The sequence below is a fragment of the Paenalcaligenes sp. DL 463 genome, assembly GCF_057475185.1.
The window spans coordinates 915435-930143 of record NZ_JBYBKX010000001.1; the positions used below are offsets into that span (position 1 = coordinate 915435).

Consider the following 14709-nt stretch of genomic DNA (forward strand, 5'->3'; position numbering starts at 1 on the left):
TGTGCAGCGCTACATCCCTTCATTGTGTTTATTGCTGTTGCTTTGCGTCTTCCCCTTTGTGGCAGAGGCGCTTGATCTGGGTTTTTATATTTCTTTTGTCCGTCGCATTTTGATTTTCGCTTTGGCGGCCACCAGCTTAAGTTTAATTGTGGGGTTTGGGGGCATGGTGGCTTTGGGCCACGCTGCCTTTCTAGGGTTGGGTGCCTACGCTGTAGTGATGATGGCCGAACAGGGCTATACCCACGCTTTTATCGTCTGGCCGGTTGCAATGCTCGTCGCGGCATTGTTTGCGCTGATCACGGGCGCTATCTCATTGCGAACCCGAGGAGTCTATTTCATTATGATCACCTTGGCGTTTGCACAAATGGCGTACTACGTATTTATCTCGTTGCGACAGTTCGGAGGCGAAGACGGCATCAGCTTGTACCAGCTTTCCACGTTGCCGGGTTTGAGCCTGTATAGCGAGTTTGGGTTTTATTATCTGGTGCTGGCCATTGCTGTGGCTTTTTTCATTGTTTTTAATGTGGTGGTGTCTTCGCGATTTGGCAGGGCACTTGAAGGAATTAAAGAGAATGAAACACGAATGGCGGCCTTGGGCTATCCGGTGTATTGGCTAAAGCTGATTGCCTATGTGTTAAGTGGTACAGCGCTTGGCTTAGCTGGAGCGTTATTGGCGAATCACAACCAGTTTGTTTCCCCGTCGATGATGCATTGGACGCAGTCAGCCAACCTGCTCATCATGGTGTTGGTGGGGGGGCTAGGAATGCGGTGGGCTGGCGTATTTGGTGCGGTGTTGCTATTGGCGCTCGAAGAATTCTTAAGAATGTGGACGGATTACTGGCATATGCCGTTGGGCATATTGTTGTTATGTGTGGTCTTTTTCGCGCCTAAAGGCTTGGCGGCGATACGTTGGCCGAGTGTTGTAAAGGCCTCAGGCGCGGGGCACAAAAATGCCTGATTCCGTATTGACCATTCAGCGATTGCATAAGCGTTTCGGGGCATTGCATGCAACGAATAACGTGTCATTAACGCTTAAGAAAGGCGAAATTCACGCACTCATCGGGCCCAATGGCGCCGGTAAGTCTACGTTAATACAGCTAATGTCAGGGGCCCTAAAGCCGGATGAAGGGCACATTGATCTGCGCGGTAAAAATATAACGGCGTTAGGCGTACACCAGCGGGTGCATGCAGGCTTGACGCGTTCTTTTCAAATCACCACCATTTTTAATCAGTTAAGCGTCAGAGAAAACTTGCTCTTAGCCGTACAAGGGGCAGAAACTCGATTTTTCTCTTTTTTTGCGAAGCGTGATAGTAGTGTGCATTTAAACCAGTGGGCGTTGGCACTTGCCACACGCTGCAATGTGGATCACGGGCTTTTAGATTTGCAGGCGGCTCATTTGCCGCATGGTGAGCAACGTAAGCTTGAGTTCGCGTTAGCGCTTGCAGCGTCGCCCAGCGTGCTTTTACTTGATGAGCCCATGGCAGGTATGGGGCCAGACGAAAGTCAGAGCTTAGCGACGCTTATTGCCGGCTTGCGAGGTCAGCTTACTGTGCTGCTGGTCGAACATGACATGCAAGCGGTGTTTAGCTTGGCTGACCGCATCACGGTGCTGGTGGCAGGACAGGTTTTGGCCAGTGGTACGCCAGCAGAAATACGGCATAACGTACACGTGCAACAGGCTTACTTAGGGACTGAGCTTGATGAAGAGCATGCTTGATATCAAAAATTTACACGCCGGATACGGGGCTAGCGCCGTGTTATTTGGCGCAACATTGCAGCTGCAGGCAGGGCAAGTATTAAGCTTGTTAGGGCGCAATGGAATGGGTAAAAGCACGTTAATACGCTGCATATTGGGTTTGTTGCACCCTACACAAGGCGAAATCCGTTTTGATGATAAGGCGATTGCGGGCTGGAGGCCCGACAAAATAGCACGAGCCGGAGTGGCGATCGTGCCAGAAGGTCGGCAGTGCTTTCCTAACCTAACGGTGCACGAGCATTTAAGTGCTTTCTTGGCGCATCGCAATGCTGATTCAAGCGGGCAATGGGATGATGATCGCGTGTACGCCATGTTTCCACGACTTGCCGAGCGCAAGAAAAATATGGGCAATCAACTTTCGGGGGGCGAACAACAAATGTTGGCCATTGGCCGAGCGTTGGTGACCAACCCGAAACTGCTGATTCTCGACGAGGCGACTGAAGGCTTAGCCCCAAAAATTCGAGATGAAATTTGGGCCTGTCTGACCCGTCTTAAAGGGGAAGGCCAAACCGTGCTTATCGTCGATAAGTACGTGCACCGTTTAATGGAAATTGCTGATCACCATGTGGTGATGGAAAAAGGGCAGTGCGTGTGGGAAGGGGACTCTTCAAGCCTAGCCAAAGCGACCGGTGTGTGGGAACGCTACTTGGGAGTGTAAAGTAGCCCTCTAATAAATGTAGCATTTATGCTACAAACGGTACGGAATGTTACTTCAAGTTTGAATGGCTTGAGTTAGCTCAATCAAGGGTTAACAAAAGCTCGTTAGAGTAAACATGACACCTAAGGTGCGGTTGCAGCATAGCTTATGCAACGGTGCTGGCCTGTGTCGTTGTGTTTACCTTATTTGAAGGAAGTCATTATGTCCCCGATTAAAGCTTCATTATTTGCCGTTGCGATCAGTCTGGGCTTTTCGGGCGTTGCGCATGCGCAGAGAACTGAGCCCGTTCAGCCCATACCTTATGCCACCATTACTGATCCTGCGAAGGTAGAACTGGGAAAGAAGCTGTTTTTCGAACCCCGCTTATCGAAGTCTGGGTTTATTTCCTGTAACTCGTGTCACAACATGAGTCGCGGCGGCTCGGATAACTTATCGACCTCGATTGGTGATCGTTGGCAAGAAGGCCCGATCAACTCGCCTACGGTATTGAACTCTAGTCTGAACTTGACCCAGTTTTGGGATGGCAGAGCAAAAACGCTGCAAGAGCAAGCGGGCGGGCCAATTGCGAATCCTCTCGAGATGGGGTTCACGCACGAGTTAGCGTTAGACGTGCTGGAATCCATTCCGCAGTATGTGGACGAATTTGAAAACGTTTACGGTACACGAGACCTATCGATCGACGATGTGACAGATGCCATTGCCGCTTTTGAGGAAACGCTCGTAACACCGGATTCACCCTTTGACCTTTGGTTAAAAGGCGATGACAACGCGCTGAGTGATCAAGCTTTAGCGGGTTACCAGCTGTTTAAAGGTAGTGGCTGTGTTGCTTGCCATAATGGCCCTAACTTAGGAGGCAGCTCATTCCAGAAAATGGGCGTCATTGAGCCTTACCAAACGGCGAACCCCGCCGAAGGGCGTGTGGCAGTAACGGGTGTTGATGCTGACCGCTTTAGTTTTAAAGTGCCAACATTACGCAACGTAGAAATGACGTATCCTTATTTCCATGATGGAGCGGTTGATACCCTGACCGAAGCCGTGGATATTATGGGACGATTGCAGTTAGGGCGTCATTTTACGGATGAAGAGAACGCCAATATCGTCGAGTTTTTGAAGGCCTTGACCGGTAAGCAACCTGAAATCGTGTTGCCGATACTGCCTCCATCACATGACAGCACGCCTAGACCCATACCGTTCGATTCCTAATATGGCATGGACTGATCAAGCATGACGTGCACAATGGGCCCTGCGGGGCCCATTTTTGTTTTTGCTATTGCGGCATCAGTGGCTAGGGTTTACCATGAAATAGTACCGTTTAGATACTATTTGAATTTGGAATCCACATGACTCGTATTGTCCTATTTGAAAATATCCATCCCAGTGCCCGCGAAGTCTTTGAGGCGGCGGGTTTTAGCGATATTGTCACGCATAAAGTCGCACTCACCGGAGAGGCTCTGATTGAGGCCTTACAGGGTGCTAGCGCCGTGGGTATACGCTCCCGATCACAGTTAGACCAGCGCGTGTTATCGGCTGTACCGTCATTGCGAGCGGTGGGATGTTTTTGCATAGGCACAAATCAAGTTGATCTGGATTACGCGACTGAAACCGGTTTACCTGTTTTTAATGCTCCGTTTTCCAACACGCGTTCTGTTGCTGAGCTGGTGCTGGGCGAAGCGATTTTATTGCTTCGTCGAATCCCTGAGAAAAATGCGCGTGTGCATCAAGGGTTTTGGGACAAGTCAGCAGAAGGCGCGTTTGAAATACGCGGAAAAACCTTAGGCATTGTGGGTTACGGAAATATTGGTTCCCAAGTCGGTACGCTAGCTGAAGCTTTGGGTATGCGCGTGTTGTTCCACGACATTGAGTCTAAGCTTCCTCTTAGTAATGCGAAATCGTGCCCATCGTTAAAGCGTTTGCTTGAGCAATCTGATGTGGTGACGTTGCATGTACCGGGTGGGGCTACCACTGAAGATATTATGAACAGCATTACCTTGGCGCAAATGAAGAAAGGTGCGGTCTTGATTAACGCTTCTCGTGGCTCGGTAGTGGACATTGATGCCTTACACGAATTGCTGAAAAGTGGGCATTTGGCGGGTGCGGCGCTGGATGTGTTTCCCAGTGAGCCCAAAGGCGTTAACGAACCGTTAGCAAGCCCATTGATTGGCATGATGAACGTCATTCTGACACCACACATTGGTGGAAGCACACAAGAGTCGCAAGAGAATATCGGCCGCGAGGTGGCCGAGAAGTTGGTGCTGTTCTTACGCAGTGGTGCGACGAAAGGAGCAGTAAACTTTCCAGAGGTCCCTTATTTACCCATCACTGGTGAAACACGTATTTTGCATGTCCATAAGAACGTGCCCGGTACAATGGGGGCGTTAAGCAATATTTTCGCAGAAAGCGGGTTGAACATTGTGGGTCAACAGTTACAAACCTTGGGGCAGTTTGGTTATGCCATCACTGACGTTGATGGTGAAGTCACTGAAGACTTACTGAATCGCTTACGTGCACACCCGGGTACGGTTCGTTGCGAACGGATCTAAAATAAAAAAGGGCGTTAAGCCCTTTTTTTATTGGACAGCAGCAGAAGGCCGGTAGAACAGCACAGCGGTGCTGGCTGGGGTGATTAATTGATCTAAGGTGTATTGCTGCAAATGGCTCATAAACGCTTGCATGGCACCATTAAGGATGCCATTAAGCTTACACGATCCGTCGAGTACACATTGGCTGGTGTCACTCATGCATTCCACCAGTTGAAAGTCAGATTCGCAATCGAGAATGACGGCACCGATGCGAATTTCTGTGGCAGGGCGAGCCAGCTGCATGCCACCATTTTTACCACGTACCGTCGTAATCCAACCATTCTGAGCCAAACCATGAGTGACTTTCATTAAATGAGAGCGGGAAATAGCATAGTGATTGGCTATTTCAGTAATGGTGCACAGTCGCTCGGTGTGAGTCGCCAAATACATGAGCAAACGTAATGCATAATCGCTGCTTAGGTTTAGTCGCATTACTAACTCGCTTATTGAGAAACCGTAGGCCTAGGGCTTAATAGCCTGAATACGAAGAAGTTGATATAAAGCCCTAAGCTTAGTACCCAAAATAAGGTGGAGAGGTGCAAGGCTTGAATCGCAAAGGCAGATGGCCACAGCGCGATTAATCTAAAAACAGCACAAAGTAACATGCCATAAAAAGCCATGCGTAGCGAGGGCGTCGTACTTAGCGCCAAGCCTAAATGTCCTTGAGATGTGCGCACCAACATACCAATGATTAAGGTGGCGAAGCCTGCAACACCTACCACGTGTATGGGAACGGCCAGACGTACTTGTAACCCCAACGTACTTTGAGCGAAATAGGCACCCGCGACAAGCAGGCCAGCACCGATGCAGGCATAACCCACGAATAAAATCCACAGTAAGCTTTCTTGCCAAATCTCACGTTGATGCCAGCGAGCAATTTGGTAGAAAACGATGATGCCAGCAACGACAAGTAGCGCACCAGCTACGGCATTTAGGGCCGCCATCAAAGCCGCGATGGTCATCACACCAAGCGCAAGAATAACCGGCTGAAGCGATGCTAAAAGAGGAATCGAGGGGTTAGCCAAGCGGCGCTGGGTAAAAAAAGGTATGACTCGACTGCTAATCAGCAAGCTAATCACTGCCATGACTACCCAAGCGATATTGAAGCTTTGCCACATTAGGGCCGTATTGAATTGCGCGGCACTGAGTACGAAAACGAATTGCGTAGCGGCTAAGAAGCAGAGTAGCAAAGGCATCATTAAATTGCGCCAGTTTTTGCTAAGCACAACACTGCGAGCGATGGCGACGGCAGCAAGTAAAAAGAAAAGGCTATCGAGCGCTCCGGCGATGGTTAGCGTTGCGGGTGTTCCCCATAAGAACAGGGCGCGGCTACTGATCCAAAGCAAGCAAAGCAAGGCGAGGGGTCGACCAAAAAGTGGGTTAATTCCTGTCCAGGTTGCACTGGCCGTCAGTAAGAAGCCAACGGCAATGGTGCCCACGAAACCCCACAGCATTTCATGTGCGTGCCAGTACATGACAAAAAGCGAGGGTGAGAGGTAAGCCGGAGCATAAACCCATAGGCTGACACTCAATATCGCCCACAAAACAGCGAGCAGATAGAGCGGCCTAAACCCCATCGACAACGAGGCTTCAAGCTCTACCGTTCTGAAAGAAAATTTAGCGTTCGCCATGCTTTAGCTCAAGTGGAGTGGCTTCAGGGTTGTGCGTTATTTGGTAGCCCATCCAAAGGCTACGGGCAATGCGCTGGGCGTAGGCTCTGGCTTGAGTGGCAAGTGCCTGATTAGGATGTTTTGCGGTGGTTTGGCTAAAGAGTGCTAACCAACTTTCAAAGAGCTCTGCACTGAGCTCAGGTAAGTTGCCGTGTTTAACCATGGGTGATCCCGAGTATCGTGCTGTTCTTAGCAGCAAAGAAGACCAGAAGTCGACCATGGTGGCTAAGTGAGTGTCCCAGTCTTTGATATGCGCATTAAAAACTGGGCCGAGGGTTTCATGCTCACGCACTTCGTCGTAGAAGTCGTGTACTAATCGATGAATATCAGCCTCGCTGTGCTCGGAAACAATCATGAAAAATCCTTAACTGATGAAATGACTCGCGTTTTCTCAAACATATATTTAATATGTATCTTATTGTCCGGCATTGTGAGTAAACAAGCAATGTCTTTTAGAAACCCGCGTTATTGATAGTGAACGCGGGGGCGATACTACCCACAGAGCCATAGCCGACTATCTGTTCGTTAATTATTGCTACCAGCCAAGGCAGAGCCTGTGATGTAATAAGCGTGTAGCGTTGTTGCATTTCTTGTACGGAAGGAGCTCGCTCTTCAAATGAGACCGTACGATTCAGCACGTGAAAAACATAAATTTCTTGGATAGCGTTGAGGTCGTCTAGTTCTGCCTTTCTAACGGTAAGCTTGTCGTCGTTGAGGGTAGGCATCGTAGGTGCTGATATTATCTGAGGTTTCATATAATGACTCTTAGCGTAGTGCTAAGTATATTAAGTCGGAGCAATCCATGACATTGGAATATCACAATTTAAACGATAATTTTGCCGTAGCCCCACAGCTGCAACCCGAAGACATGCAGGTGTTGGCAAATACTGGGTTTAAAAGTGTCATCATTAATCGACCAGATTTTGAAGGAGGCACCGAGCAACCAACGTCAGCGGCAGTGACCGCGGCAGCGCAAGCCGCCGGATTAACCGTTGAGTACTTACCTGTCATTAGTGGGCAAATCAGCCCCACTGACGTTCAGCAGTTTGCCGCCCTTATTGATCGTTTGCCAACGCCTATACTGGCTTATTGTCGCAGCGGCAGCCGGTCAGCTCAGCTTTATCAGGCGGCTACTGAGAGTTGATATAACTCAAGTGAGTGCGAATGAAGGCTTGCTTGCGGTGAAAGTCTCGCGCTACTCTTAATTGAACGGCTTAACTAAGGGAGAACATCATGTTTAAAAAAATACTTATCCCAACTGATGGTTCAGCGCTATCAGCTCAAGCAGCAAATAAGGGAGTGTGCTTCGCTAAGAAAACGGGGGCTGAAATTGTAGCGTTGCACGTGACTCAGCCCTTTGCCGCAACGGTTGGCTTTGATGGTATGGCGGCAGCTTACGCCATTACGGATGAAGACTACGAGAAGACAGCAGCCGAGCAATCTAATAAATACTTAAAAGCGGTACTGGATCGTGCTGAAACCGCGGGTGTTGCCGCGACTTCACGTTCAGTTTCGAATTTTAATGTGGCTGACGGTATCGTTAGTGCCGTGGAAGAAGAGGGCTGCGATTTAATCTTTATTGGTTCGCACGGTCGCAGTGGTTTGTCTCGTCTGTTACTGGGTAGCGTAACGATTAAAGTATTAAATATCGCGCGTTGCGCGGTGTTGGTCTATCGAGTCAAAGACAGCGACTAAGTACACTGAGTCTACGCTCTATATAACAAGCGTTAGACAAAAAAAGGGGATCGTTACGAAGCATAACGATCCCTTTTTTTATTTTCGGTCATGCCGCCCTAGTTAGCCTTAGCGGGCTGTAATAACTCACGATGTTGGGTGACAGCTTCAAGCACAATAGCGGAAAGCGCGCCGTCTGAGCTTTGGCCGTCGGGGTGTTGATCAAGAAACTCGTATAACGAACGACGCATACGCGGGTCCCAGAACTGTCGTATATGGTTAGCGATTCCCATCGTGCGTTGATCTTGCTTGGGTTGGGACTCAAAAAACTGGCCAATACGATTGACCATGGGGATTAGGCTTTTAATATTCATAGTCAGAAACGCTTTACAAATTAGAGGGGCTGCAGACGGTGAGGGTGGCTGTAAACACTAAACTGGTGAGAACGACCGAAACCGATCAGCAATAAGTTAAGTTCCGAGGCTAAATCAATAGCGAACGACGTGGGAGCTGACACGGCAATTAAGGTGGGAATATTGGCAGCAGCCGTTTTTTGTACCATTTCGAAGCTCGCGCGACTGGACACCACCACCATTTTTTGTTGCGCTTGGCTAAGTTCATCTGACCGCAGTAGATGTCCTATTAGTTTATCTAGCGCATTGTGTCGGCCTACGTCTTCGCGAACCACCTCGATGTCGCCATTGGCTAAAGCAAGCCCAGCGGCATGGGTGGCTCCGCTTTGTTGATGTAGGGGTTGTCGCGCACGTAGCTGGTCTAAAGCATTAAAGACGGCGTTGCTTGTGACGCGTTCTGGGGGTGTTGCAACCGGATCCAGTTCACGTCGTACTTCGTTTAAGCTTTCTAAACCGCACAGCCCACAACCGGTACGCCCCGCTAATTGACGCCGCCGTTGCTTCAACCTGTGAAGGCAAGCACTGGCGATTTCAATGTCGACGATATGGCCTTGTGGGCCACTGTGTATCTGCACGTCGTATACCTCGCTAGCGCTGCTGATAATGCCTTCTGTAAAAGCAAAGCCTACAGCCAGATCTTCAAGGTCAAGAGGCGTGGCGAGCAGTGCCGCGTGACTAATGCCATTGAACTGTAAGGCAATAGGGACTTCAACGGCGATAAGGTCGGGCTCGGAACCCCCCGTTTTAGAGGGGCTTTGGCGCCAAACGTCATACGTTGTAAGCCCCCCTTGTGCAACGGTTGCAGTGGGGGGTGTGGTTTGTGTTGTCATGATGCTTAGTATGTAGCTGTGCTCGTTTAGCTCCGATTCTTACTGTTGCATGACGGGTGTTTCAGCCGTTGTGTCGCTGAGTTCTGCTGACTCTGAATCAGCTCCGCTGAGCAAGCGTTGTTGTAAGTCGTTGAAATCCGTCCATTTAGATTGCCACTCGGAGGATTGAGCTTGGGTGACTTTATTTACCTGTACGGCAGTCACTTTGTACTCAGGGCAGTTCGTCGCCCAGTCAGAGCTGTCAGTGGTGACCACGTTAGCGCCTGACTCAGGAAAGTGGAACGTAGTGTACACCACGCCTGGCTGCATGGCGGTGGTGACCGTGGCACGCAGAACCGTTTCCCCCGCACGACTTTTAATCGATACAAAGTCACCCGTACGTATGCCGCGATCCTCGGCGTCTTGTGGGTGCAGCTCGAGCAGATCTTCTTGGTGCCATGCGACGTTATGGGTTCGGCGGGTTTGCGCTCCTACGTTATATTGCGACAAGATGCGGCCCGTGGTCAGAAGCAGTGGGAAGCGTCGTGTACTACGTTCTTCGCTTGGAATGTATTGCGTCACAATAAAGTTGCCCTTGCCACGCACAAACTCATCAATGTGCATGGTTTCGGTACCTGCAGGCGCGGCCTCGTTACACGGCCACTGCACGCTGCCTAACTCGTCAATCAAGTCAAAAGATACGCCAGTAAAGGTAGGCGTTAAGCTGGCAATCTCATCCATAATTTCTTTAGGATGGTTATAGTTCATGGGGTAGCCCAACGCGTTAGAAAGAGCGCAAGTGATCTCCCAATCGGCCATACCATTTTTCGGTTCCATCACTTTACGCACGCGAGAAATACGTCGCTCGGCGTTCGTAAAGGTGCCGTCTTTTTCAAGGAATGACGACCCGGGTAAGAAAACGTGGGCGTATTTGGCTGTTTCGTTCAAGAATAAATCTTGAACAATGATGCATTCCATTGCAGATAGCGCAGCGGCTACATGCTGGGTGTCTGGGTCAGATTGCACGATGTCTTCGCCTTGGCAATATAAGCCCATGAATGAACCACTGACGGCGGCATCGAACATGTTGGGAATACGTAACCCAGGTTCTGACTGCAGCGTTACGCCCCATGCGGCTTCGAACTCGGCGCGCACCACATCATCAGAAATATGACGATAGCCCGGAAGTTCGTGAGGGAACGAGCCCATGTCGCAGGAACCTTGAACGTTGTTCTGTCCGCGAAGGGGGTTCACACCGACGCCTTCGCGACCAATGTTTCCTGTGGCCATGGCCAGATTGGCGATCGCCATGACTGTCGTCGAGCCTTGGCTGTGTTCGGTAACGCCTAAACCATAATAAATTGAACCGTTACCGGCCTTAGCATACAGACGGGCTGCGCCACGTACGTCAGCAGCTGATACGCCCGTTGTTGCTTCGGTGGCTTCTGGAGAGTGCTCTGGTTGGCTGACAAACTCTCTCCAGTCAGTAAACGCATCCAGATCACAGCGTTCTTGTACGTAGTTTTCGTCTACCAAACCTTCGGTGACAATAACGTGAGCTAAGGCGGTCAGTAAGGCCGTGTTCGTGCCGGGTAGTAACGGCAGATGGAAATCAGCCTTAATGTGGGGCGAGCTAACCAGATCCGTCGCGCGGGGATCCACAACGATGAGTTTAGCGCCTTCACGTAAACGACGCTTTAAGCGGGAAGCAAACACAGGGTGCGCATCACTTGGGTTCGCGCCTATGACAATGGCTACATCGGTGTGCATCACCGAGTCAAAGGTTTGGGTTCCTGCGGACTCGCCTAGCGTTTGTTTCAGACCGTAGCCAGTAGGAGAGTGGCAGACGCGAGCACACGTATCCACGTTATTGGTACCAAAAGCAGCACGTACCAGTTTCTGAACAAGGTAGGTTTCTTCGTTCGTACAACGTGACGAGGTAATCCCACCAATCGAATCATGACCGTACTTGGCTTGGATGCGTTTCATCTCAGAGGCGGCATAGCTAAGCGCCTCTTCCCACGATACTTCTTTCCATGGGTCATGAATGCTGGAGCGAATCATGGGGTTGAGAATACGATCTTCGTGAGTGGTGTAGCCAAAGGCGAAACGGCCCTTAACGCAGGAATGCCCTCGGTTAGCTTTGCCGTCTTTCCAAGGGGTCATGCGTACAACTTGCTCGCCTTTCATTTCGGCTTTAAAGCCACAGCCCACGCCACAGTAGGCACAGGTGGTCAGGACGGCATGTTCAGGTTGACCCATGTCGATCACTGATTTTTCCATTAACGACGAGGTTGGGCAAGCTTGAACGCAGGCGCCACACGAGACGCAATCGCTTTCCAGAAACCCATCGTTTTGGCCGGCCACAATGCGTGAGTCAAAGCCACGGCCTTCTACGGTTAATGCAAAGGTACCTTGGACTTCTTCACAAGCACGCACACAGCGGCTACAGACGATACAAAGCGAGGGATCGTAAGTAAAGTACGGGTTGCTTTCATCTTGCTCGCTGTGAAAATGGTTAGCTCCTTCGAAGCCATAGCGCACGTTACGTAAGCCAACCACACCGACGGTATCTTGAAGCTCGCAGTTTCCGTTGGCTGGGCAGGTTAAACAGTCTAAGGGGTGATCAGAGATATAAAGCTCAACCACATTCTTACGTAGCGTATTAAGACGCTCGTTTTCGGTGGTGACAACCATGCCGGCCTCAACCGGCGTGGTGCACGAAGCGGGCTGACCACGACGACCCTCGATTTCAACTAAGCACACACGGCAAGAGCCGAAGGCTTCGAGGGTGTCGGAAGCACAGAGCTTGGGAATATTAATCCCTGCAATGGCTGCAGCACGCATGACGGAGGTGCCTTCGGGCACACTGATCTGATGCCCATCAATGGTTAGCGCTACCATTTGGGTGCTGAGTGAAGCAGGGGTACCGAAATCTCGGTCACGAATGGCGACAGTCTCTAGCATGACGGACTCCTTTAAGCGGTTTGCTGGTCTGTAGATGAAACATCAGTGGCGGTGGCTTCAAGGCCAAAGTCGCTAGCAAAATGTTCCATTGCAGAGAGCACAGGATAGGGGGCCATGCCGCCTAGAGCGCAGAGCGATCCAGCCATCATGGTGTCACACAGTTCGCGCAGCAATATCGTATTGGCTTCGCGCTCGGTGTTTTGACGAATTTTTTGTATCACTTCGACTCCGCGTACGGAGCCCACTCGACAGGGCGTACACTTACCACAGGATTCGATAGCACAGAACTCCATCGCGTATTGGGCCATGTGTCCCATATCGACCGTTTCGTCAAAGGCGACGATTCCACCATGGCCGACCATCGCGGATGTGGCCATGTAGGCTTCGTAATCGAGCGGTACATCCCATTGGTGTTCGGGTAAGTAAGCACCCAGAGGTCCGCCCACCTGCACAGCACGTAAGGGGCGTCCCGATGCTGAGCCGCCTCCAAAATCAAACAGAAGTTCACGTAAGGTGATGCCAAATGCTTTTTCGACTAAACCGCCGTGCTTCACGTTACCGGTGATCTGGAAGGCTAAGGTGCCGCGTGAGCGTCCCATGCCGTAATCTCGATAATAATCGCTGCCTTTGGCTAAGATAATGGGTACAGACCCCAGCGAAATCACGTTATTCACAACGGTAGGTTTACCCATGAAGCCTTCAAGGGCGGGGAGGGGAGGTTTAAAGCGTACGACGCCGCGCTTGCCTTCTAAGCTTTCAAGTAAAGAGGTCTCTTCACCGCAAATATAGGCACCAGCCGCTTTACGTACCTCAAGGTGGAACGCTTTGCCTGAGCCAGCGATGTTGTCGCCTAACCATCCAGCGGTCTGAGCGCGGTCGATGGCTGCGGACAACACGTTGATCGCTAAGGGATACTCAGAGCGCACATAGATATAACCTTCTGTTGCACCAACGGCTAGGCCGGCAATGATCATCCCTTCGATTAAGGTGTAGGGATCGCCTTCCATCAGCAAACGATCAGAAAAGGTGCCTGAGTCGCCTTCATCGGCATTACAGACGATGAATTTTTGATCAGCGTGGGCTTGTAATACGGTGTTCCACTTAATCCCAGTAGGGAAAGCGGCGCCTCCGCGTCCGCGTAAGCCAGAGTCAGTCACGGTTTTTACGATATCGGCTGCTGACATGGCGAGCGCGTTGTTTAAGCCTTCGAAACCACCATGAGCCTGATAGGCCGCTAAATCCAAGGGGTCGGTAATGCCCACCCTGGCAAAGGTAAGACGCTCTTGGTTTTTTAAGTAGGGAATGTCTTCCGTTAAGCCGTGGCACAGCGGATGAGGTTGGCACGCTAGCCAGTTCGCCTCAAACAGCGAATCAAGGTCGTCAAGGGTGACGGGGCCATAAGCAACGCGACCTTCAGGGCCTTCGATTTCAACGAGCGTTTCTAGCCACAACATGCCACGCGATCCGTTACGGATCAGTTCGATGTTGAGTTGTTGCTCGGCTGCACGTGCTTGAATGGCAGTTGCAATGTCGTTAGCCCCCACAGCAACGGCTGCGGTATCGGCAGGTACAAAAACACGAATGGAATGATTCATTATTTCGCTCCTTCGGATGCAAGCAAATGATCAAGCCGCTCGGGACTCATTTTTGCGTAAGGTTTTCCATCCAGCATAACGGCTGGAGATTGAGCACAGAGACCAAGGCAGTAAACCGGTTCTAAGCTGACCGAACCATCTGGCGAGGTTTCATGAAAGTCACAGGAGAGCTTGTTACGAGCATGCTGCGCAAGCTCTTGGCTACGCATCGACTGACAGGCCTCGGCCATACAGACTTCAAGCACATGTTTGCCTGTGGGCTTTTGTCTGAAGTGGGCATAGAAGCTAATCACGCCGTATATTTCGGCACGAGACAAATTCAATGCCCGCGCAAGCAAAGGGAGTACGGCGTCGGGAATATGACCTATTTCATCTTGAATACAGTGCAAAATAGGTAATAGATTTCCACGCTTGTCTATGTGTTGTTCTAGCGCCGCATTGACGACTTGCTGATAATCAACACCCGCTGGCTCGAACTGATCAGCGTTTGAGGGTATGTGCATAAATTTGTCCTTAACCACCAGGGTTGGCGACGAATCGCCGTTGCTTATATGTATGGCTTTGCATATTATTGTTGTAGCTGCACC

The 14709-nt window shown here is 50.5% G+C and carries 16 protein-coding genes; 7 read left to right on the plus strand and 9 right to left on the minus strand.

Annotated features, from left to right (window positions below; translation table 11 throughout):
• The first annotated feature begins 1 nt into the window (after position 1).
• From AC2UZI_RS04210 to serA, 5 genes are all read left to right on the plus strand, one after another.
• Positions 2-958 carry a branched-chain amino acid ABC transporter permease gene (locus AC2UZI_RS04210; protein WP_486942567.1) on the plus strand — a complete coding sequence of 319 codons (957 nt, stop codon included), beginning with the start codon at positions 2-4 and terminating at the stop codon, positions 956-958.
• Entirely contained in the window at positions 951-1718 is a 768-nt protein-coding gene (locus AC2UZI_RS04215; RefSeq protein WP_486942568.1) for an ABC transporter ATP-binding protein, read from the plus strand. The genes AC2UZI_RS04210 and AC2UZI_RS04215 overlap by 8 nt, the downstream gene beginning before the upstream one ends.
• Positions 1711-2415 (plus strand): ABC transporter ATP-binding protein, encoded by a 705-nt coding sequence (locus AC2UZI_RS04220; RefSeq protein WP_486942569.1) that lies wholly within the window; start codon positions 1711-1713, stop codon positions 2413-2415. Before AC2UZI_RS04215 ends, AC2UZI_RS04220 begins: the two co-directional genes overlap by 8 nt.
• A gap of 201 nt (positions 2416-2616) precedes the next feature.
• Positions 2617-3618, plus strand: a complete 1002-nt coding sequence (locus AC2UZI_RS04225; protein ID WP_486942570.1) for a cytochrome-c peroxidase — start codon at positions 2617-2619, stop codon at positions 3616-3618.
• 137 nt (positions 3619-3755) lie between these two features.
• Positions 3756-4955 carry a phosphoglycerate dehydrogenase gene (serA, locus tag AC2UZI_RS04230; RefSeq protein ID WP_486942571.1) on the plus strand — a complete coding sequence of 400 codons (1200 nt, stop codon included), beginning with the start codon at positions 3756-3758 and terminating at the stop codon, positions 4953-4955.
• Positions 4956-4982: 27 nt separating this feature from the next.
• Here serA and AC2UZI_RS04235 read toward each other — a convergent pair whose 3' ends face one another.
• The 4 genes from AC2UZI_RS04235 to AC2UZI_RS04250 all read right to left on the minus strand — a co-directional run bounded on the left by AC2UZI_RS04235 (position 4983) and on the right by AC2UZI_RS04250 (position 7419).
• Entirely contained in the window at positions 4983-5426 is a 444-nt protein-coding gene (locus AC2UZI_RS04235) for an RrF2 family transcriptional regulator (protein ID WP_486942572.1), read from the minus strand.
• A gap of 11 nt (positions 5427-5437) precedes the next feature.
• A complete protein-coding gene (locus AC2UZI_RS04240) occupies positions 5438-6625 on the minus strand; it encodes an NnrS family protein (RefSeq protein WP_486942573.1) in 1188 nt (395 codons plus the stop codon).
• A complete protein-coding gene (locus tag AC2UZI_RS04245; RefSeq protein ID WP_486942574.1) occupies positions 6612-7019 on the minus strand; it encodes a group III truncated hemoglobin in 408 nt (135 codons plus the stop codon). Before AC2UZI_RS04245 ends, AC2UZI_RS04240 begins: the two co-directional genes overlap by 14 nt.
• A gap of 97 nt (positions 7020-7116) precedes the next feature.
• The gene (locus AC2UZI_RS04250) at positions 7117-7419 is read right to left on the minus strand and encodes a GNAT family N-acetyltransferase (protein WP_486942575.1); all 303 of its coding nucleotides are present in this window, start codon (positions 7417-7419) and stop codon (positions 7117-7119) included.
• A gap of 47 nt (positions 7420-7466) precedes the next feature.
• Here AC2UZI_RS04250 and AC2UZI_RS04255 point away from each other — a divergent pair, with 47 nt between their 5' ends.
• Positions 7467-7808 carry a protein tyrosine phosphatase family protein gene (locus AC2UZI_RS04255; protein ID WP_486942576.1) on the plus strand — a complete coding sequence of 114 codons (342 nt, stop codon included), beginning with the start codon at positions 7467-7469 and terminating at the stop codon, positions 7806-7808.
• 89 nt (positions 7809-7897) lie between these two features.
• Positions 7898-8359, plus strand: coding sequence for a universal stress protein (locus tag AC2UZI_RS04260; RefSeq protein ID WP_486942577.1), 462 nt, complete (start codon positions 7898-7900; stop codon positions 8357-8359).
• Between the two features lie 98 nt (positions 8360-8457).
• Here the strand turns inward: AC2UZI_RS04260 and AC2UZI_RS04265 are convergent, their stop codons facing one another.
• The 5 genes from AC2UZI_RS04265 to AC2UZI_RS04285 are packed head-to-tail and all read right to left on the minus strand — an operon-like array spanning position 8458 to position 14625.
• Positions 8458-8712: a formate dehydrogenase subunit delta gene (locus AC2UZI_RS04265; protein WP_486942578.1), complete on the minus strand. Its 255-nt coding sequence runs from the start codon at positions 8710-8712 to the stop codon at positions 8458-8460.
• Positions 8713-8732: 20 nt separating this feature from the next.
• Positions 8733-9581: a formate dehydrogenase accessory sulfurtransferase FdhD gene (gene fdhD / locus AC2UZI_RS04270; protein WP_486942579.1), complete on the minus strand. Its 849-nt coding sequence runs from the start codon at positions 9579-9581 to the stop codon at positions 8733-8735.
• 39 nt (positions 9582-9620) lie between these two features.
• Complete coding sequence (gene fdhF, locus AC2UZI_RS04275; RefSeq protein ID WP_486942580.1) at positions 9621-12527, minus strand: formate dehydrogenase subunit alpha; 2907 nt, start codon at positions 12525-12527, stop codon at positions 9621-9623.
• Positions 12528-12538: 11 nt separating this feature from the next.
• A complete protein-coding gene (locus AC2UZI_RS04280) occupies positions 12539-14122 on the minus strand; it encodes a formate dehydrogenase beta subunit (RefSeq protein ID WP_486942581.1) in 1584 nt (527 codons plus the stop codon).
• Positions 14122-14625, minus strand: coding sequence for a formate dehydrogenase subunit gamma (locus AC2UZI_RS04285; protein WP_486942582.1), 504 nt, complete (start codon positions 14623-14625; stop codon positions 14122-14124). Before AC2UZI_RS04285 ends, AC2UZI_RS04280 begins: the two co-directional genes overlap by 1 nt.
• Positions 14626-14709 lie beyond the last annotated feature (84 nt).

Coding starts and splice junctions, on each gene's coding strand:
- AC2UZI_RS04260 (WP_486942577.1), top strand. CDS start 7,898: ATGTTTAAAAAAATACTTATCCCAACTGATGGTTCAGCGCTATCAGCT.
- AC2UZI_RS04255 (WP_486942576.1), top strand. CDS start 7,467: ATGACATTGGAATATCACAATTTAAACGATAATTTTGCCGTAGCCCCA.
- AC2UZI_RS04245 (WP_486942574.1), bottom strand. CDS start 7,019: ATGATTGTTTCCGAGCACAGCGAGGCTGATATTCATCGATTAGTACAC.
- fdhF (WP_486942580.1), bottom strand. CDS start 12,527: ATGCTAGAGACTGTCGCCATTCGTGACCGAGATTTCGGTACCCCTGCT.
- AC2UZI_RS04225 (WP_486942570.1), top strand. CDS start 2,617: ATGTCCCCGATTAAAGCTTCATTATTTGCCGTTGCGATCAGTCTGGGC.
- AC2UZI_RS04280 (WP_486942581.1), bottom strand. CDS start 14,122: ATGAATCATTCCATTCGTGTTTTTGTACCTGCCGATACCGCAGCCGTT.
- AC2UZI_RS04250 (WP_486942575.1), bottom strand. CDS start 7,419: ATGAAACCTCAGATAATATCAGCACCTACGATGCCTACCCTCAACGAC.
- AC2UZI_RS04220 (WP_486942569.1), top strand. CDS start 1,711: ATGCTTGATATCAAAAATTTACACGCCGGATACGGGGCTAGCGCCGTG.
- serA (WP_486942571.1), top strand. CDS start 3,756: ATGACTCGTATTGTCCTATTTGAAAATATCCATCCCAGTGCCCGCGAA.
- AC2UZI_RS04265 (WP_486942578.1), bottom strand. CDS start 8,712: ATGAATATTAAAAGCCTAATCCCCATGGTCAATCGTATTGGCCAGTTT.
- AC2UZI_RS04215 (WP_486942568.1), top strand. CDS start 951: ATGCCTGATTCCGTATTGACCATTCAGCGATTGCATAAGCGTTTCGGG.
- AC2UZI_RS04235 (WP_486942572.1), bottom strand. CDS start 5,426: ATGCGACTAAACCTAAGCAGCGATTATGCATTACGTTTGCTCATGTAT.
- fdhD (WP_486942579.1), bottom strand. CDS start 9,581: ATGACAACACAAACCACACCCCCCACTGCAACCGTTGCACAAGGGGGG.
- AC2UZI_RS04240 (WP_486942573.1), bottom strand. CDS start 6,625: ATGGCGAACGCTAAATTTTCTTTCAGAACGGTAGAGCTTGAAGCCTCG.
- AC2UZI_RS04285 (WP_486942582.1), bottom strand. CDS start 14,625: ATGCACATACCCTCAAACGCTGATCAGTTCGAGCCAGCGGGTGTTGAT.